This window comes from Streptomyces termitum (genome assembly GCF_014650175.1).
GTDB lineage: Bacteria > Actinomycetota > Actinomycetes > Streptomycetales > Streptomycetaceae > Streptomyces > Streptomyces termitum.
In genome coordinates this window covers 142,309-159,522 of sequence record NZ_BMUL01000003.1, presented here as the reverse complement: position 1 = coordinate 159,522, position 17,214 = coordinate 142,309, and the positions used below count along the sequence as shown (strand labels likewise).

The window sequence follows — 17,214 nt, the reverse complement described above, 5'->3', positions numbered from 1 at the left end:
CTGTCCCGGGCGGTTCGGCGGCGCGCACCACCATACTGTCCGGCGCCGCCGGTTATCCGCCCGGAGGGAAGTCCGTTCGGTCACGGAGTGGGTGAGGGGAGCCTGCTGACGGTGGCGCAGATCACAGCGGCGGCCATGCCGCCGAAGAGGAAGATCAGTTCCCCGAGGCCGCCGCCGAAGATCCCGTCGCCCTCGGGGCGGCCGAAACTGAGCAGGATGACGGCGAGGAGCCAGCCGCCGCCCGCGGCGGCGAGGCCCACCTGGGTGCCGGTGGCGCGCATGCCGCCGTAGAAGAGGGCGAAGGTGGCGAGGAGGGCGAGGAGCAGGCCGAGGGGGAACCAGGCGGCCTGGACGAGCGCCCCGGCGGCGCCGACGAGGACGCCGAGGAGCAGGAGGCCCGCGTAGGCGGCGTAGCGGGCGGCGGGGGCGGTCATCGGCCCGTCACCTCCCGCGGGGCCTCCTCGGCGGCCGGGAGGCCCGCGAAGAGGTCGGTCTCGCGGGTGCCGGCCGGGGCGCCGGGGGTGCCGTGGACGAGTTCGTAGTACTCGGTGGTGAAGAGGGGCTGCCCGAGGTCGTTGGAGAGGGCGAAGAAGGGGCCGTCGACGGCGACCTGGGTGGCGTGGGCGGCCATGGCGGCGCTCTTGCGGTCGGCGTACGAGCCGCCGGAGCCGAGCGGGCCGCCGTCGATCTCGGCGGTGATCCGGTCCTCGTCGACGACGCCGGGGACGTCGCCGAGCGCGGCGTCGGCGGGGAAGGCGGAGCCCTCGGCGGCCAGGCGGGCGAAGCCGGCCTCGGCGACGGGGCGCGGGACCCGGTTCCAGTAGATCTTGGCGACGGCGTGGGCGGGGCCCAGCTCCGGGCGGTGGGCCGGGTCGGCGGCGAGCTCGGCGGCGCGCATGGCGACCCGGTGGGCCTGGATGTGGTCGGGGTGGCCGTAGCCGCCGTCGGGGTCGTAGGTGACGAGGACCTGCGGGCGGACCTCGCGGACGATCTCGACGAGGGGGGCGGCGGCCTCGTCGACGGGGGTGCTCCAGAAGGCGCCGGGGCGCTCGTTCTGGGCGACGCCCATCATGCCGGAGTCGCGGAAGCGGCCCGCGCCGCCGAGGAAGCGGTGGTCGGTGACGCCGAGCTCGGCCATGGCGGCGGCGAGTTCGCCGACGCGGTGCGGGCCGAGGCGGTCCTCGCGGTCGGGCGCCAGGTGGGCCAGACCGGGCGGGATGACCTCGCCCTCCTCGCCCAGGGTGCAGGTGACCAGGGTGACCAGGGCGCCCTCGGCCGCGTACCTGGCCATGGTGGCGCCGTTGTTGATCGACTCGTCGTCGGGGTGCGCGTGCACGAGGAGCAGACGACGGGCGGGGAGATCGGTCATGGCCCCACCCTACGAGGCGGGGCCGCCCTCGACCGAGCGGGTCAGAACTTGAGTCCGCCGATCATGCTCGCCACGTTGGTGGTGAGGGTGGAGATGGAGGGCGCGATGGAGGAGCTTGCGAGGTAGAACCCCAGGAGCGCGCAGATCGCCGCGTGACCGGCTTTGAGCCCGGATTTCCGGATCAGCAGGAAGACGACGATCGCCAGCAGCACCACCACGGAGATCGAGAGTGCCACGGCGGTTCACCTCCACCTTCGGTCGGAATATGTCGAGCGGTTCTGTTAGGTCGGCGCTTCGCGGGGCATGCGCCGTATGGCGTACGCATGATGCATACCCACGGGTGCCTACCCACCAAGCGCTACGGATCATAACTATCCGTGCCCTCGCATCGATCGGCGTACGGGGGCACGAGGGGCGCGCACAGCGCTACTTTCAGCCGTATGACCATGTCTCAGCAGCACGCTTCCGCCCCTTCCGAGGGGCTGTCCTTCCCGCGCCTGCACGCCAGGACCCAGCGGTTCTCGCTGGGGGTGCCGCGCGGTTTCACGGTCTCACCAGACGGTCTGCGGGTGGTCTTCACCCGCTCGGGCTCGGGCACCGACCTGACCCACGCGCTGTGGGTGCTGGACCTGCCGGCGGACGGCGGGGCACCGGCGGAGCGGGTGGTCGCGGAGCCGTCGGTGCTGCTCGCGGGGGCCGGCGAGGAGCTGTCCGCGCAGGAGCGGGCGCGCCGGGAGCGCAGCCGGGAGGGGTCCGCGGGGATCGTGGCGTACGCGGTGGACGCGGCGGTGGAGCGGGCGGCCTTCGCGCTGTCGGGGCGGCTGTTCGCGGCCGGGCTGCGGTCCGGGGAGGTGCGGGAGCTGCCGGTGCCGGGACCGGTGCTCGACCCGCGTCCTTCGCCGGACGGGCGGTGGGTGGCGTACGTCTCCGGGGGCGCCCTGCGGGTGGTCGGAGCCGATGGTTCCGGTGATCGGGCGGTGGCCGTCCCGGAGGATCCGCACAGCACGTACGGATTGGCCGAATTCATCGCCTCCGAGGAGATGGGGCGGGACCGGGGTTTCTGGTGGTCGCCCGGCTCGGACCGGCTGCTGGTGGCCCGCGTCGACGACCGGGCGGTGGGCCGGTGGTGGATCGCCGACCCGGCCCGTCCGGACCGGGAGCCGCAGCGGGTGGCCTATCCGGCGGCGGGCACGCCCGACGCGGAGGTGCGGCTCTTCCTGTACGGCTCCGACGGCTCCGGGCGCACCGAGGTGGTGTGGGACCGGGACCGCTTCCCGTACCTGGCGCGCGTGCACTGGTCGGCGGCGGGGGCGCCGCTGCTCCTGGTCCAGGCGCGCGACCAGCGGAGCCAGTTGTTCCTGGAGGCGGACCCGGCGACCGGGGCGGTCTCGGTGGTGCGGGCCGAGGAGGACCCGGCCTGGCTCGAACTGCTGCCGGGGGTGCCCGCCCGGACGCCGGACGGGCGGCTGGTGCGGATCGGGGACGAGACCGGGGCGCGGGCCCTGGCGGTCGGCGACCGCACGCTGACGGACGCCGCGCTGCACGTGCGGGCGGTGCTCGACGCGGGCGTGGACGACGTCCTGGTGTCGGCGTCGGCGGGCGCTGCCGCGGCGGCGCCGGAGACCGGCGAGGCGCACGTCTACCGGGTGTCGGCGGCGGGCGCGGAGCGGGTCTCGGAGGGGCCGGGCTGGCACACGGCGGTGCGGTCCGGGGCGGTGACGGTGCTGGTGTCGGCCCGGCCGGAGGTGCCGGGGGCGGTGGCGCGGGTGCTGCGCGACGGCGTGGAGGCGGCGGTGATCGCCTCGTACGGCGCCGAACCGCCGCTGCGGGCCCGGCCGGTCCTCACCGAGGCCGGTGAGCGGCGGATCCCGTGCGCGGTGCTGCTGCCGTCCTGGTACGAGGAGGGGCGGGGGCCGCTGCCGGTGCTGATGGATCCGTACGGCGGCCCGCACGGGCCCCGGGTGGTCGCCTCGCACCACGCGCACCTGACCTCGCAGTGGTTCGCCGAGCAGGGCTTCGCGGTGGTGGTGGCGGACGGCCGGGGCACCCCGTGGCGCTCCCCCGCCTGGGAGAAGGCGGTGCTGCGGGACTTCTCGGTGGCCCTGGACGACCAGGTGGACGCGGTCCGGGCGCTGGCCGGGCGGTTCCCGCTGGACCTGGGGCGGGTGGCGATCCGGGGCTGGTCCTTCGGCGGCTATCTGGCGGGGCTCGCCGTGCTGCGGCGGCCCGATGTCTTCCACGCGGCCGTGGTGGGGGCGCCGGTGACGGACTGGCGGCTCTACGACACCCACTACACCGAGCGGTACCTGGGCACCCCGGAGGCCGAGCCCGGGGTGTACGCGGCGCAGTCGCTGGTCACCGACGAGGGGCTGGCGGCGGCGGAGGGCCCGGCCCGGCCGATGATGGTCGTGCACGGGCTCGCGGACGACAACGTGGTGGTGGCGCACGCGCTGCGGCTGTCGTCGGCGCTGCTCGCGGCGGGCCGGCCGCACGAGGTGCTGCCGCTGTCCGGGGTGACGCACATGACGCCGCAGGAGCGGGTGGCGGAGAACCTGCTGCTGCTCCAGGTCGACTTCCTCAGGAGGTCCCTGGGCGCGGGTCACCAGCCGGGCGGGCGCGGATAGGGCGGCGGCGGGGCCGGCTCGGGCGGGCGGGGGCCGGGCGCGGGGTCGGGGGCGCCGCGCCCGGCGAGCAGGACGAGGACGGCGGCCCCGGCGAGCGCCGTGCCGAGGCCCGCCGCGAGGGCGGGCCCGTCAAGGGCGGGGGCGGCGGCGGGCTGGACGTCGGGGCGGAGGTACGGGAAGAGGGCGCGGGCGCTCGCCGCGGTCCCGTCGCCGAGGAGGAGGCCGCCCGCGAGGAGTCCGAGGGGGCGGGTGTGCCGGGCGGCGGTGAGGGCGGAGCAGGCGGCGGCCGCGAGGAGCAGGACGAGGACGGCGGAGAGCCAGCCGGGCGGGACGGCGAGCGCGGTGCCGGCGGCGGACCGGCCGCCGGTGAAGCGGTCGACGGCGCGCATCGGGTCCGGGCCGCTGGAGTGGCGGACCTCGCGGACGGTCAGGGCGAGGGCGGCGAGGGCCAGCAGGATTCCGGCGGCGGCGGCCGGGCGGGGGCGCGGCCGGGTGGGGACCGGGTCGTGCGGGCCGGGGCGCGGGCGGCGGCCGAGCAGGGCGACCGCGAGGAGGCCGGCGGCGAGGGCGGTTTCGAGGAGGGCGGTGACGAGGGGGCCGGTGGCGTGGCTCCACAGGCCGGGGAGGCGGGCGGCGAGGGTGACGGCGCCGGTGGCGGCGAGCGCGCCGGCGGCGTGCCGGGAGCGGAGCGCGGCGAGGGCGGTGAGCGCGGCGGCGAGGCAGAGCAGCGGGTCGAGCGGGCCGGTGGCCGCCCGGAAGGGGGCGGCCCGGAGGCCGGTGTCGGCCCAGTGGCGCAGGAGGTCCTCCGGGGAGCCGAGGGCGGCGAGGTCGCCCAGGATCCAGACGAAGGGGACGAGGGCGAGCACGGCGGCGAGCGCGGCCCCGGTCAGACGTGCCGGTCGTGTCACAGTCACGGGCCGATCCTCGACGGTCGGCGCCGGGCGGGACAAGGGGTTCCGGGGAAGTGCGGGGGCGCGTCGCGGGCGCCCCCGCACTTCCCCGGGGCCGTCAGGACTCCTTGCTGATCCCGCCGGTGCCGCCGCCGGTGTCCTCGCCGCCGGTGCCGCCGTCGGCGTCCTCGCCTCCGGTGCCGTCGCCGGTGCCGTCTCCGGTCTTCTCGCCGGTCTTCTCATCGAGGTCGAGGTCGGGGCCGGGGCCGGGCGGTTCCTTCTTCAGGAGGGTCGCGCCCGGCGGTTCGGCGGCCGGGCCGGTCCCGGCGGCGGTCTCCTTCAGGGGGCCGGCGTGGGCCAGCGCGTCCTCCGGGGGCACGACCTGCTTCTCCTCGGCGAAGTGGCAGGCGGAGTCGTGCTTGGCGGGGGTGTCGGCGAGGCGGTAGACGGCCGGGACGGCGAGCAGCGGCACCTCCAGGGTGCACCGCTCCTGCGCCTTCCAGCAGCGGGTGCGGAAGCGGCAGCCGGAGGGGACGTTGGCCGGGGAGGGCACGTCGCCGGTGAGGATGATCCGCTCGCGGTGCTCGCGGGCCTCGGGGTCGGGCACCGGGACGGCGGAGAGCAGGGCCTGGGTGTAGGGGTGGGTGGGGTGCTCGTAGATCTGGGCGTCGGTGCCGATCTCGACGATCCGGCCGAGGTACATGACGCCGACCCGGTCGGAGATGTGCCGGACGATCGACAGGTCGTGGGCGATGAAGACGTACGAGAGGGCGAACTCGGCCTGGAGCCGGTCGAGGAGGTTGATGACCTGGGCCTGGACGGAGACGTCGAGGGCGGAGACCGGTTCGTCGGCGACGATGATCTCGGGCTGGAGGGCGAGTCCGCGGGCGATGCCGATGCGCTGGCGCTGGCCGCCGGAGAACTGGTGCGGGTAGCGGTTGATGTACTCGGGGTTGAGGCCGACGACGTCGAGGAGGTCCTGGACCTTGCGGCGCCGGTCGCCCTTGGGCGCGACCTCGGGGTGGATCTCGTACGGCTCGCCGATGATGTCGCCGACCGTCATGCGGGGGTTGAGCGAGGTGTACGGGTCCTGGAAGACCATCTGGATGTTGCGGCGGACGGCCTTCAGGGCGCGCGGGGAGAGCTTGGTGAGGTCCTCGCCCTTGTAGCGGATCGATCCGGAGGTCGGCTTCTCCAGGTTGACCAGCATCTTCGCGACGGTGGACTTGCCGCAGCCGGACTCGCCGACGATGCCGAGGGTCTCCCCGGAGGCGAGTTCGAAGTCGACGCCGTCGACCGCCTTGACCGCGCCGACCTGCTTCTTGAAGAGGATGCCCTGGGTGAGGGGGTAGTGCTTGTGCAGGTCCCGGACCTCGAGAATCGCCTCAGCCATGGAGGCACTCCTTCCAGAAGTGGCAGGCGCTGGAGCGCGGCACGGGCGACTCGGTGACCTCGTACAGCGGGGGGACGTCGGTGCGGCAGACGTCCTGGGCCATCGGGCAGCGCGGGTTGAAGGCGCAGCCGGGCGGGATGGCGAGCAGGTTGGGCGGCAGGCCCTTGATCGCGTACAGCTCCTGGCCCTTCTGGTCCAGGCGCGGGATGGAGTCAAGCAGGCCGCGGGTGTAGGGGTGGGCGGGGGCCTTGTAGATCTCGTGGACGGGGGCCTGTTCGACGATCCGGCCGGCGTACATGACGGCGATCTTGTCGGCGACGTCGGCGACGACGCCGAGGTCGTGGGTGATGAGGATGAGGCCCATGTTGAGTTCGCGCTGGAGCTCGGCGAGGAGGTCCATGACCTGGGCCTGGACGGTGACGTCGAGGGCGGTGGTGGGCTCGTCGGCGATGATCAGCTCGGGTTCGAGGGCGAGCGCCATGGCGATCATGATGCGCTGGCGCATGCCGCCGGAGAACTGGTGGGGGTACTGGCCGACGCGTTCCTTGGCGGCGGGGATGCGAACCCGGTCCATGAGTTCGACGGCCTTGGCGCGGGCGTCCTTCTTGCTCATCCCCTTGTGGACGATGAACATCTCGCCGAGCTGCTCGCCGACGGAGAGGACGGGGTTGAGCGAGGAGAGCGCGTCCTGGAAGATCATCGCCATCTTGGCGCCGCGGACCTTCCTGCGCTCGTCCTCCTTGAGCTTGAGGAGGTCCTCTCCCTTGAAGAGGATCTCGCCCTGGGGGATCTTGCCGGGAGGGATGTCGAGGATGCCCATCACGGCCTGGGCGGTGACGGACTTGCCGGAGCCGGACTCGCCGAGGACGGCGAGGGTCTCGCCGGCGTCCACCGAGTAGTTGACGCCGTTGACGGCCTTCGCGACGCCGTCGCGGGTGTGGAACTCCACGTGCAGGTCGCGCACTTCGAGCAGCATGGGTCCCTACCTCAGCTTCGGGTCGAGGGCGTCGCGGACGGCGTCGCCGAGCATGATGAAGGCGAGCACGGTGATCGCGAGGGCGCCGGCGGGCCAGAGCAGCATGTGCGGGGCGTTGCGGACGTACTGCGAGGCCGAGGAGATGTCGATGCCCCAGGAGACGGTGGGCGGCTTGAGGCCGACGCCGAGGTACGAGAGCGTCGCCTCCAGGGCGATGTACGTGCCGAGCGCGATGGTGGCGACGACGATGACGGGCGCGACGGCGTTGGGCGTGATGTGCCGCAGCAGCATCCGGGAGTTGGAGGCGCCGAGCGCGCGGGCGGCCTGCACGTAGTCGTTCTGTTTCGCGGTGATCACCGAACCGCGGGCGATGCGGGAGATCTGCGGCCAGCCGAGCAGCACCATGAAGCCGATGACGGGCCAGACGGTGGAGCTGGTGACGACGGAGAGCAGGACCAGGCCGCCGAGGACGACGGGGATGGCGAAGAAGACGTCGGTGATGCGGGAGAGGACGCCGTCCCAGGCGCCGCCGAAGAAGCCGGCGAGGCCGCCGAGGACGGAGCCGAGGAGGGCGACGCCGAGGGTGGCGAGGACGCCGACGGTGACGGAGGTGCGGGCGCCGTAGACGGTGCGGGTGTAGACGTCGCAGCCCTGGCCGTTGAAGCCGAAGGGGTGGCCGGGCTGGGAGCCCTCCTGCGCCTTGGCGAGGTCGCAGTCGAGGGGGTCGCCGGAGGCGATCAGGGACGGCCAGATGGAGATGACCACCAGGAAGAGGATGATCAGTCCGGAGACGATGAAGACGGGGTTGCGGCGCAGGTCGTGCCAGGCGTCGGACCACAGGGAGCGGGGCTTCTTGTCGGGTCCGGTGCCCTTGGGGCCGCCGGGGGTCTTCTCCAGGGTCTCGGCCTCGGCCATGGCGAGGTCGGTGGCCCCGCCGCCTCCGGTGGCGGCGATGGCGCGGCCCTCTTCGTACGGCTCGATCGGCTCAGGCATAGCGAATCCTCGGGTCCAGGACGGCGTACAGGAGGTCCACCAGGAGGTTGGCCAGCAGGAAGATGAGGACGAGGATCGTCACGAAGCCGACCACGGTCTGGGTGCTCTGGCGGACGATGCCGTTGTAGAGCTGGAGGCCGACGCCGTGGATGTTGAAGATCCGCTCGGTGACGATGGCCCCGCCCATGAGGGCGCCGACGTCGGCGCCGATGAAGGTGACCACCGGGATGAGGCTGTTGCGCAGCAGGTGGCGGCTGATGACCCGGCGGCGCGGGAGGCCCTTGGCGACGGCGGTGCGGACGTAGTCGGCGCGCTTGTTCTCGGCGATCGAGGTGCGGGTGAGCCGGGTGACGTACGCGAGGGAGACGGAGGCGAGGACGAGGCCGGGGACGATCAGCTCGCTGAAGGTGGCCTCGGGCGAGACGGCCGGTTTGATCCAGCCCCACTTCACGCCGAGGAGCAGCTGCACCAGGAGGCCGGTGACGAAGGTGGGGACGGAGAGGACGACCAGGGTCAGCAGCAGGACGGTGGTGTCGACGGGGCGGCCGCGCTTGAGGCCGGTGACGACGCCGAGGCTGATGCCGATGACGATCTCGAAGAGGATGGCGACGATGGTGAGGCGCAGGGTGACCGGGAAGGACTGCGCCATCAGCTCGGTGACGGGCTGGCCGTTGAAGGCGGTGCCGAAGTCGCCGGTGAAGACGTTGCCCATGTAGGTCAGGTACTGCTGCCAGACGGGCTTGTCGAGGCCGAACTCCTTCTTCAGCTGGGCGGCGGTCGCCGGGTCGCACGCGCGGTCGCCGCACAGTCCGGCGATGGGGTCGCCCATCACGTTCACCATCAGGAAGATCAACAGCGTGGCGCCGAAGAAGACCGGGATCATCTGCAGCAGCCGCCGGATCACGTATCGACCCATGGGGGGCTCCGGTGGGTTGGAGGAAGGCGTACGGCCCGGCGCGGGGGTCCGCGGGCCGGGCCGTACGGCGCCGATGTGCTACGACGGCCGGCGGGTCACTTGACCTTGATCTGGCCGTAGACCGGGACGCTGAACGGGTTGAGGGCGACGTTCTCGACCCGGTCGGAGTAGCCGGCGCTGCCGTTCTGGTACCAGAGCGGGATGGCGCCCATGTCGTCCCGGAGGACTCCCTCGGCCTGCTGGAAGAGGCCGACGGCCTTCTTGATGTCGGTCTCGGCGTTGGCCTGGTTCACCAGGTCGTCGAACTTCTTGCTGGTGTACTTGCCGTCGTTGGACGAGGCGTTGGTGAAGTACAGCGGCTGGAGGAAGTTCTGGATCAGCGGGTAGTCCATCTGCCAGCCGGCCCGGAAGGGCCCCTGGAGCTTCTGGGTGGTGACCTGGTTGCGGTAGTCGGCGAAGGTGCCGACGGGGTTGCCGACGCAGGCGTTGTTGTTGCCGAGGGCCCGGTTGATGGAGTTGCAGACGGCGTCCACCCACTCCTTGTGGGAGCCGGTGTCGGCGTTGTACGAGATCTTCATCGTGCCGCCGGGGATGCCGCCGCCCTCGGCGACCAGCTTCTTCGCCTCGGCGGGGTCGTACTTGCAGAAGTCGCCGCAGACGTCCTTGAAGCCGCCCTCCTCGCCGAGGACCGGTGAGGTCCAGTCGACGGCCGGGGTGCGGGTCTTCTGGAAGATGGTGTCGGTGATCTGCCGGCGGTCGATGGCCATCGACAGGCCCTGGCGGAGCTTCTCCTGGCCGGGCTTGTTCCAGTTCGCGTCGTAGAACGGGATGGCGAGGGTCTGGATGATGCCGGCCGGGGTGTTGATGTACCGGTCGCCGAGGTCGGCGGAGACGTTCTTGAGCTGCGAGGCCGGAATGTCGTCGACGAGGTCGAGGTTGCCGGCGGTGAGGTCGGTGTACGCGGTGTTGTTGTCCGTGTAGACCTTGAGGGTGATGCCGCCGTTCTGCGCCTTGTCGTCGCCCGGGTAGCCGTCCCAGCGCTTGAGCTGCATCTGGGAGCCCTTGGAGTACGAGTCGATCATGTACGGGCCGTTGCCGACGGGCTTCGACAGCCAGCCGGCGTGGTCGTCGAAGAAGGACTTCGGGAGCGGGGCGAAGGCGGCGTACCCGAGGGTGTCGGGGAAGGTCGAGAACTTCTGGGAGAGCTTGATGGTGAAGGTCTGCGGGCCGGTGACCTTCAGGCCGGAGAGGGTGTCGGCGGTGGGCTCGCCCGTGTCGGGGTGGACCTTGTCGTAGCCGTCGATGTAGCCGAAGAAGTAGGCGTTCTTCTGGTTGTTCTTCAGGTTGGCGCCGTAGTTCCAGGCGTCGACGAAGGACTGGGCGGTGACCTTCTCGCCGTTGGAGAAGGTCCAGCCGTCCTTGACGGTGACGGTGAAGTTGGTGGAGTCGGTGGTCTCGATCTTCTCGGCGAGCATGTCCTTGGCCTCGCCGGTCTTCGGGTCGTACTCCTTCAGACCGCGGAAGATCATCGACAGGACCTTGCCGCCCTGGACCTCATTGGTGTTCGCCGGCTCCAGCGGGTTCTGCGGGTCGCCCCAGGAGGAGCTCACGATGCCGTCGGCCCCTCCGCCGCCGCTGTCCCCTCCGCCGCCGCAGGCGGTCGCCGCGAGGGCGACGGCGGTGGCCAGTGCGGCCCACTTGGCGTGCGTGGCTCCGCGCATGGAGTGCCTCCCGATTGTCCTAAGCGTGACTTAGGCCCCAATATCACTCGATATTGACGGGTGTGCACTTTTACGGCGTCCGGGTGGGTGCGCGGCCCGGACGCCGGGGGAACGAGGAGGGCCCCTCGCACCCGGCGGGGGTGCGAGGGGCCCTGGCCCTTCGGACTGTCACGGTCGGTCAGCCCGCGTGGACGACATCCCGCTCCTCGGCGAAGTGGCACGCCGACTCGTGGGCGGCGAGCGTCTTCTGGCCGCGGAACCGCTCCGGGACCGCGAGCACCGGCTGCTCGGTGGCGCACTTGTCCTGCGCCTTCCAGCAGCGGGTGCGGAAGCGGCAGCCCGACGGCGGGTTCGCCGGCGACGGGACGTCACCGGTGAGGATGATCCGGTCGCGGTCGGCACGCGCCTGCGGGTCCGGCACCGGCACCGCGGAGAGCAGCGCCTGGGTGTACGGGTGCGTGGGGTGCTCGTAGATCTCCTCGTCCGTACCGATCTCGGCGAGCTTGCCGAGGTACATGACGCCCACGCGGTCCGAGATGTGCCGGACGATCGACAGGTCGTGCGCGATGAAGACGTAGGACAGGTTGAACTCGTCCTGGAGCTTCTCCATCAGGTTGATGACCTGCGCCTGGACGGAGACGTCCAGGGCCGAGACCGGCTCGTCGCAGATGATGATCTCCGGGTTGAGCGCGAGGCCGCGGGCGATGCCGATGCGCTGGCGCTGACCGCCGGAGAACTGGTGCGGGTACCGGTTGATGTACTCGGGGTTCAGGCCGACCACGTCGAGGAGGTCCTGCACCTTGCGGCGCCGCTCGCCCTTCGGGGCCACCTCGGGGTGGATGTCGAAGGTCTCGCCGATGATGTCGCCGACCGTCATGCGCGGGTTCAGCGAGGTGTACGGGTCCTGGAACACCATCTGGATGTTCCGGCGGACGGCCTTCAGCGCGCGCCCGGACAGCTTGGTGATGTCCTGGCCCTTGTAGAAGACCTCGCCCGCGGTGGCCCGCTCCAGGTTCATCAGGAGCTTGGCGACCGTGGACTTGCCGCAGCCGGACTCGCCCACGATGCCGAGGGTCTCGCCCTGGTAGAGGTCGAAGGAGACCCCGTCCACGGCCTTGACCGCGCCGACCTGCTTCTTGAAGAGGATGCCCTGCGTGAGCGGGAAGTGCTTCTTCAGGTTGCGCACCTGGAGGATCGGCTCACCGCGTCGGACGGGGGTGTCCAGGGCGGCGGCCACGGCCTCGTCGTTCGTGCTGAGGTCAGCCATGGATCGTCTCCTTCCAGAAGTGGCAGGCGCTCTTGCGGCCCGGCAGGTCCGACCCGTCCTGCTCCGTCACCGGCACCAGGGCCGGGATGTCCGTGCGGCAGAGGTCGGTGGCCTTGGGGCAGCGCGGGTTGAAGGCGCAGCCCGTGGGCACCTTGAGCAGGTTGGGCGGCAGGCCCTTGATCGCGTACAGCTCCTGGCCCTTCTGGTCCAGGCGCGGGATCGAGTCGAGCAGACCCCGGGTGTACGGGTGGGCGGGGCGCGCGTACAGCTCGTGGACGGGCGCCTGCTCGACGATCCGGCCGGCGTACATCACGGCGATCTTGTCCGCGACGTCGGCGACGACGCCGAGGTCGTGGGTGATCAGGATGAGGCCCATGTTGTACTCGCGCTGGAGCTCCGCGAGGAGGTCCATGACCTGGGCCTGGACCGTCACGTCGAGGGCCGTGGTCGGCTCGTCGGCGATGATCAGCTCGGGCTCCAGGGCGAGCGCCATGGCGATCATGATGCGCTGGCGCATGCCGCCGGAGAACTGGTGGGGGTAGTCGCTGACCCGCGCCTTGGCGGCGGGGATCTTGACCTTGTCCATCAGCTCGATGGCCCTGGTCTTCGCGTCCTTCTTGGACAGGCCCTGGTGGACGCGGAACATCTCGCCGAGCTGGTAGCCGACGGAGAGGACCGGGTTCAGCGAGGAGAGCGCGTCCTGGAAGATCATGGCGATCTTCCGGCCGCGGATCTTCCGCCGCTCCTCGTCGGACATCTTCAGCATGTCCTCGCCGCGGAACAGGATCTCGCCCTGCGGGATCTTGCCGGGCGGCATGTCGAGGATGCCCATGATGGCCTGGGCGGTGACGGACTTGCCGGAGCCGGACTCGCCGAGGACGGCGAGGGTCTCGCCGGCGTCCACCGAGTAGTTGACGCCGTTGACGGCCTTGGCCACACCGTCGCGGGTGTGGAACTCGACGTGCAGGTCCTTCACTTCGAGCAGCGGGCCGGTGTGGCCGCCCTCTCGCGGCGCCGGGACGGTCGCGTTCTTGTTGATGGTGCTCACGTTGTACGCCCTCCTCAGCGCAGCTTGGGGTCGAGGGCGTTGCGAACGGCTTCGCCGAGCATGATGAACGCCAGAACGGTGAGGCTCAGCATGATCGACGGCCAGAGCAGCACGTGCGGGGCCACACGGATCTGCGCAACGCCCGCGGAGACGTCGACGCCCCACGACACGGTCGGGGCCGAGAGGCCCAGGCCCAGGTAGGACAGGGTGGCCTCGGCCGAGATGTAGCCGCCGAGCGCGATGGTCGCGACGACGATCACCGGGGCCATGGCGTTCGGCAGGATGTGCCGGAAGAGGATCCGGACGGTGCCGGCGCCGAGCGCCTTGGCCGCGTGGACGTAGTCCGCGTGCTTGACCGTGATCACGGCACCGCGCATGACGCGGGTGATCTGGGTCCAGCCGAGGAAGGCCAGGGCGAAGACGACGACCCAGATGGTGCGCTCGGTGAAGGACTGGAGCACGACCATCGCGCCGAGCAGGAACGGGATGCCGAAGAAGACGTCGGTGATCCGGGAGAGGATCGCGTCCCAGACGCCGCCGAAGTAACCGGCGAGCATGCCCATGATGCTGCCGACGGTGGCGACGATCGCGGTCACGCAGAGGCCGACCATGACCGAGGCACGGGTGCCGTAGATCAGGCGGGCGTAGACGGAGCGGCCCTGCTGGTCGTAGCCCAGCCACTCCGGGGAGCCGATCTTGCTGAGCTCCGCCTTGCCGAGGAAGTGGTTGCTCAGGTCGCCCATGGTGGGCGAGGCGCTGGTGAAGAGGCTCGGGAAGGCCGAGATCACCAGCAGCAGCGTGATGAGCGCGGACGACACGATGAAGTACGGGTTGCGCCGCAGGTCGTGCCAGGCGTCGCCCCACAGGGAGCGGGCCTTCTCCTGCTTGTGCGAGCCCTTCGACTCCGGCGCCGAGGGGGGTGCGACGGCGTCTTCGACGGCGGTGGCGGTCTTGGTCACGTCAGGCATACCGGATCCTCGGGTCCAGGACCGCGTACAGCAGGTCGATGAGCAGGCTCGTCACGAGGTAGACGAGCACCAGGATGGTGACGAGGCCGACCAGGGTCGTGCCCTCGCGACGGGAGATCGACTCGGCGATGATGCCGCCGATGCCCTTGATGTTGAAGATCTGCTCGGTGACGACGGCGCCGCCCATGAGGGCGCCCAGGTCGGTGCCGAGGAGGGTGACGACCGGGATCATGGAGTTGCGCATCAGGTGCACACCGATGATGCGGCGCTTGGGCAGGCCCTTGGCGACGGCGGTGCGCATGTAGTCGGAGCGCAGGTTCTCGGCCATCGAGGTCCGGGTGAGCCGGGCGACGTAGGCGAGCGAGAGGCCGCCGAGGACGACCGCCGGAGCGATGAGCTCGTCCCACTGCGGGACGGTGCTCACGTTGGGGCTGATCCAGCCGAGGTTGAACGCGAAGACCATCTTGATGATGTAGCCCAGCACGAAGACCGGGATCGACATGATCAGGAGGGTGAAGAGCAGGATCGCGTTGTCCGCGAGCCGGCCGGCGCGCAGGCCACCGATGATGCCCAGGGCCAGACCGAAGGTCAGCTCGAACACGAAGGCCAGCGCGGCCAACTGGAGCGTGATGGGGAACGCGTCACCGAGGACCTCGGTCACCGGGCGCCCGTTGCGGATCTGGTCACCGAAGTCGAGATGCAGGATCATGTCCCGCATATAGACGAAGTACTGCTCGGGGAGCGACTTGTCGAGACCCAGCTCATGGCGCTTGGCGGCCAGGGTCGCGGGATCCGCGCCCTTGTCACCGAACATCGCCAGCACGGGGTCACCGGGCAGGCTGTGAACCATGAGGAAGATCAGCAGGGTTGTCCCGAAGAAAACCGGGATCATCTGGAGCAGTCGTCGTGCGACATAGCGCCCCATCATGCCTCCGTTGAAATGTGACGGCCGCAGCCGACGGGCCCTCCCATGACATGGCTGCCCGGTTTCGGGCAGCGTGATGCCGTGGAAGGGCCCCCCAGCCACTGCGTAAGGCACCGAGACGGGACTGACGTTCCGTCAGTCCCGTGACGGCATGCGGACTACGCTCGGGTGATTACTTCTTCTTGACCTCGACGCCGGTCAGGATCGGGTCGCCGTCCTGGCCGTACGCCACACCGGAGACGTTCTCCGAGTAGCCCGCGTTGACCTTGTAGTACCAGAGCGGGATCGACGGCATGTAGTTGATCAGGTCCTTCTCGATGGCCTGGTACGCCTTGACGGACTCGTCGAGGGTCTTGGCCGAGTCGGCCGCCGCGATCTTGGCGTCCAGCTCCTTGTTCGAGAAGTCACCCTGGTTGCCGCCCGCACCGGTGCGGAACAGGTCCGAGATGAAGTTCGCGTTCACCGGGTAGTCGAGCACCCAGCCGGAGCGGTACAGGGACTTGACCTGCTTGGTCTTGCGCGCGGTCAGGTCGGCCTGGAAGTCCGGCTTGCCGTCGCCCACGCACTTGACGGTGGTGGCCTGCGTGATGGAGTTGCAGACCGCCTCCACCCACTCCTTGTGACCACCATCGGCGTTGTACTGGATGGAGATCTGGTTGTTCGGGACGCCGCCGCCGGCCTCGATGAGCTCCTTGGCCTTGGCGGGGTCGAACTTGGTGATCTCGACCGCGTTCGGCTGGTAGCCGAGCACGCCCTTGGCGACCCAGCCGGTGGCGGGCTCACGGGTGCCGTTGAGCACCGTCTTGGTGATGGTGGCGCGGTCGATCGCCATCGACAGACCCTGGATGACGCGCGGGTCGATCGGCTTCGGCTTCTTCCACTGGTCGGCGTAGAAGGCGACGGCGATGGTCTGGATCGCGGAGTACGCCTGGTCCACGGCGCGCTCGCCGAGGTCCTGGCGGTACAGCGGGAGGTCCTTCGGGGCGATCTGACGCAGGACGTCGACGTTGCCCGACTTGAGGTCCTCGTACGCGGCCTCGAGGGTGGTGTAGTTCTTGAAGACCACACCGCCGTTCTTCGCCTTGTTCGGGCCCTTGTAGTCGTCGAAGCGGACGACCTCGATCTGCTTCTTGTGGTCCCAGCTCTTGAACTTGTAGGGACCGTTGCCGACCGGCTTCGCGCCCCGCTCCTTCGCCGGCAGCTTGTAGAAGCTGTCCGGGAGCGGCGCGAACACGATGTAGGCGAGCTTGTGGGCGAAGTACGGAACCGGCTTCGCGAGCTCGATGGTGAAGGTGCCCTCGTCCACGACCTTCAGACCGTCGAGGGTCTTGGAGGTGGCCTTGGCGCCCTCGGCGTCCGGGTGGACCTTCTCGTAGCCCTTGATGTCGGCGAACCAGGACGCGAGGCCCTGGGCGTTGTCGACGCTGGCGTTCCAGTTCCACGCGTCCACGAAGGACTTGGCGGTCACCGGGGTGCCGTCGTGGAAGGTCCAGCCCTTCTTGAGCTTGACCGTCCAGGTCTTCGAGTCGGTGGTCGTGACCGACTCGGCGTTGATCATCTCGAGCGAGCCGTCGGCCTTGTAGTCGACCAGGGTCGAGAACAGGCCGGCCATGACGGCGGAGCCGTTCGACTCCATCGTGTCGCCGGTGAGCAGCGGCTTCTCCGGCTCACCGAGCTCGATGGAGAAGATGCCGTTCGGGTCGACGGCGCCCTTGGCACCCTTGGCGCCCTCGTCCGTCTTGCCACCGCCACAGGCGGTCGCAGCCAGGGCGACGATGATCGCGCCCGTTACCCACTTGGCGCTCTTGGCACCGCGCATGGGTTTCCTCCTCATGAGTCCACTTGTCACTACAAGGGGGGCACTTGGAGATCTGCCGACACCCCTGACGGCGTGGATCCCCCGGTACCCCGAGTGTGCTCGTGAGTCGGCACTCCCCACAGTGCGTGACCCATTGACCCGAGCTCAATGGAGCCAACTATTAAGTACGTCCGGGCTGTAAACCACACTTAAGTGGTCTCGGTTTGACAACATCACCTCACTCTCAGATACCGAAATCCGGACAAACTGAGCACAGACAGACACCCCCGAAACGGACCGTTAACACACGTACCGGAGAGCGATGA

General features: G+C 70.4%; 15 protein-coding genes. 1 reads left to right on the top strand and 14 read right to left on the bottom strand.

All coding sequences use genetic code 11. The features are described from left to right. Positions 1–80: 80 nt before the first annotated feature. The 3 genes from IE219_RS06845 to IE219_RS06835 are packed head-to-tail and all read right to left on the bottom strand — an operon-like array spanning position 81 to position 1,605. The gene (locus tag IE219_RS06845) at positions 81–434 is read right to left on the bottom strand and encodes a DUF6113 family protein (protein ID WP_189975654.1); all 354 of its coding nucleotides are present in this window, start codon (positions 432–434) and stop codon (positions 81–83) included. Continuing rightward, on the bottom strand, positions 431–1,369 hold the full coding sequence (gene mshB / locus IE219_RS06840; protein ID WP_189975653.1) for an N-acetyl-1-D-myo-inositol-2-amino-2-deoxy-alpha-D-glucopyranoside deacetylase: 939 nt from the start codon (positions 1,367–1,369) through the stop codon (positions 431–433). The genes IE219_RS06845 and mshB overlap by 4 nt, the downstream gene beginning before the upstream one ends. Before the next feature lie 41 nt (positions 1,370–1,410). Continuing rightward, positions 1,411–1,605, bottom strand: a complete 195-nt coding sequence (locus IE219_RS06835) for a hypothetical protein (protein ID WP_046911704.1) — start codon at positions 1,603–1,605, stop codon at positions 1,411–1,413. Between the two features lie 204 nt (positions 1,606–1,809). Between IE219_RS06835 and IE219_RS06830 the strand changes: the two genes are divergently transcribed. Continuing rightward, entirely contained in the window at positions 1,810–3,993 is a 2,184-nt protein-coding gene (locus IE219_RS06830; protein ID WP_189975652.1) for a S9 family peptidase, read from the top strand. Here the strand turns inward: IE219_RS06830 and IE219_RS32220 are convergent. From IE219_RS32220 to IE219_RS06775, 11 genes are all read right to left on the bottom strand, one after another. Then, positions 3,969–4,907, bottom strand: coding sequence for a hypothetical protein (locus IE219_RS32220; RefSeq protein ID WP_189975651.1), 939 nt, complete (start codon positions 4,905–4,907; stop codon positions 3,969–3,971). The genes IE219_RS06830 and IE219_RS32220 overlap by 25 nt on opposite strands. A 94-nt stretch (positions 4,908–5,001) precedes the next feature. Beyond that, complete coding sequence (locus IE219_RS06820; protein WP_229849633.1) at positions 5,002–6,276, bottom strand: ABC transporter ATP-binding protein; 1,275 nt, start codon at positions 6,274–6,276, stop codon at positions 5,002–5,004. Beyond that, positions 6,269–7,252, bottom strand: coding sequence for an ABC transporter ATP-binding protein (locus IE219_RS06815; protein WP_189975650.1), 984 nt, complete (start codon positions 7,250–7,252; stop codon positions 6,269–6,271). Before IE219_RS06815 ends, IE219_RS06820 begins: the two co-directional genes overlap by 8 nt. Positions 7,253–7,258: 6 nt before the next feature. Beyond that, positions 7,259–8,245, bottom strand: a complete 987-nt coding sequence (locus IE219_RS06810; RefSeq protein ID WP_189975649.1) for an ABC transporter permease — start codon at positions 8,243–8,245, stop codon at positions 7,259–7,261. Beyond that, positions 8,238–9,161, bottom strand: coding sequence for an ABC transporter permease (locus IE219_RS06805; protein ID WP_189975648.1), 924 nt, complete (start codon positions 9,159–9,161; stop codon positions 8,238–8,240). Before IE219_RS06805 ends, IE219_RS06810 begins: the two co-directional genes overlap by 8 nt. Before the next feature lie 95 nt (positions 9,162–9,256). After that, positions 9,257–10,882, bottom strand: a complete 1,626-nt coding sequence (locus IE219_RS06800) for a peptide ABC transporter substrate-binding protein (protein WP_189975647.1) — start codon at positions 10,880–10,882, stop codon at positions 9,257–9,259. Between the two features lie 178 nt (positions 10,883–11,060). Then, on the bottom strand, positions 11,061–12,149 hold the full coding sequence (locus IE219_RS06795) for an ABC transporter ATP-binding protein (RefSeq protein WP_189975646.1): 1,089 nt from the start codon (positions 12,147–12,149) through the stop codon (positions 11,061–11,063). Continuing rightward, positions 12,142–13,197, bottom strand: coding sequence for an ABC transporter ATP-binding protein (locus IE219_RS06790; RefSeq protein ID WP_189975645.1), 1,056 nt, complete (start codon positions 13,195–13,197; stop codon positions 12,142–12,144). Before IE219_RS06790 ends, IE219_RS06795 begins: the two co-directional genes overlap by 8 nt. 14 nt (positions 13,198–13,211) lie before the next feature. Next, the gene (locus tag IE219_RS06785) at positions 13,212–14,165 is read right to left on the bottom strand and encodes an ABC transporter permease (RefSeq protein ID WP_189975644.1); all 954 of its coding nucleotides are present in this window, start codon (positions 14,163–14,165) and stop codon (positions 13,212–13,214) included. After that, complete coding sequence (locus IE219_RS06780) at positions 14,158–15,090, bottom strand: ABC transporter permease (RefSeq protein ID WP_189975962.1); 933 nt, start codon at positions 15,088–15,090, stop codon at positions 14,158–14,160. The genes IE219_RS06785 and IE219_RS06780 overlap by 8 nt, the downstream gene beginning before the upstream one ends. A gap of 172 nt (positions 15,091–15,262) precedes the next feature. Continuing rightward, positions 15,263–16,909 carry a peptide ABC transporter substrate-binding protein gene (locus tag IE219_RS06775; RefSeq protein ID WP_189975643.1) on the bottom strand — a complete coding sequence of 549 codons (1,647 nt, stop codon included), beginning with the start codon at positions 16,907–16,909 and terminating at the stop codon, positions 15,263–15,265. Between the last annotated feature and the right edge of the window lie 305 nt (positions 16,910–17,214).

Bases quoted from the DNA above. Each gene is read 5' to 3' on its own strand.
- IE219_RS06845 (WP_189975654.1), bottom strand. From the start codon at position 434: ATGACCGCCCCCGCCGCCCGCTACGCCGCCTACGCGGGCCTCCTGCTC.
- mshB (WP_189975653.1), bottom strand. From the start codon at position 1,369: ATGACCGATCTCCCCGCCCGTCGTCTGCTCCTCGTGCACGCGCACCCC.
- IE219_RS06830 (WP_189975652.1), top strand. From the start codon at position 1,810: ATGACCATGTCTCAGCAGCACGCTTCCGCCCCTTCCGAGGGGCTGTCC.
- IE219_RS06820 (WP_229849633.1), bottom strand. From the start codon at position 6,276: ATGGCTGAGGCGATTCTCGAGGTCCGGGACCTGCACAAGCACTACCCC.
- IE219_RS06815 (WP_189975650.1), bottom strand. From the start codon at position 7,252: ATGCTGCTCGAAGTGCGCGACCTGCACGTGGAGTTCCACACCCGCGAC.
- IE219_RS06810 (WP_189975649.1), bottom strand. From the start codon at position 8,245: ATGCCTGAGCCGATCGAGCCGTACGAAGAGGGCCGCGCCATCGCCGCC.
- IE219_RS06805 (WP_189975648.1), bottom strand. From the start codon at position 9,161: ATGGGTCGATACGTGATCCGGCGGCTGCTGCAGATGATCCCGGTCTTC.
- IE219_RS06800 (WP_189975647.1), bottom strand. From the start codon at position 10,882: ATGCGCGGAGCCACGCACGCCAAGTGGGCCGCACTGGCCACCGCCGTC.
- IE219_RS06795 (WP_189975646.1), bottom strand. From the start codon at position 12,149: ATGGCTGACCTCAGCACGAACGACGAGGCCGTGGCCGCCGCCCTGGAC.
- IE219_RS06785 (WP_189975644.1), bottom strand. From the start codon at position 14,165: ATGCCTGACGTGACCAAGACCGCCACCGCCGTCGAAGACGCCGTCGCA.
- IE219_RS06780 (WP_189975962.1), bottom strand. From the start codon at position 15,090: ATGGGGCGCTATGTCGCACGACGACTGCTCCAGATGATCCCGGTTTTC.
- IE219_RS06775 (WP_189975643.1), bottom strand. From the start codon at position 16,909: ATGCGCGGTGCCAAGAGCGCCAAGTGGGTAACGGGCGCGATCATCGTC.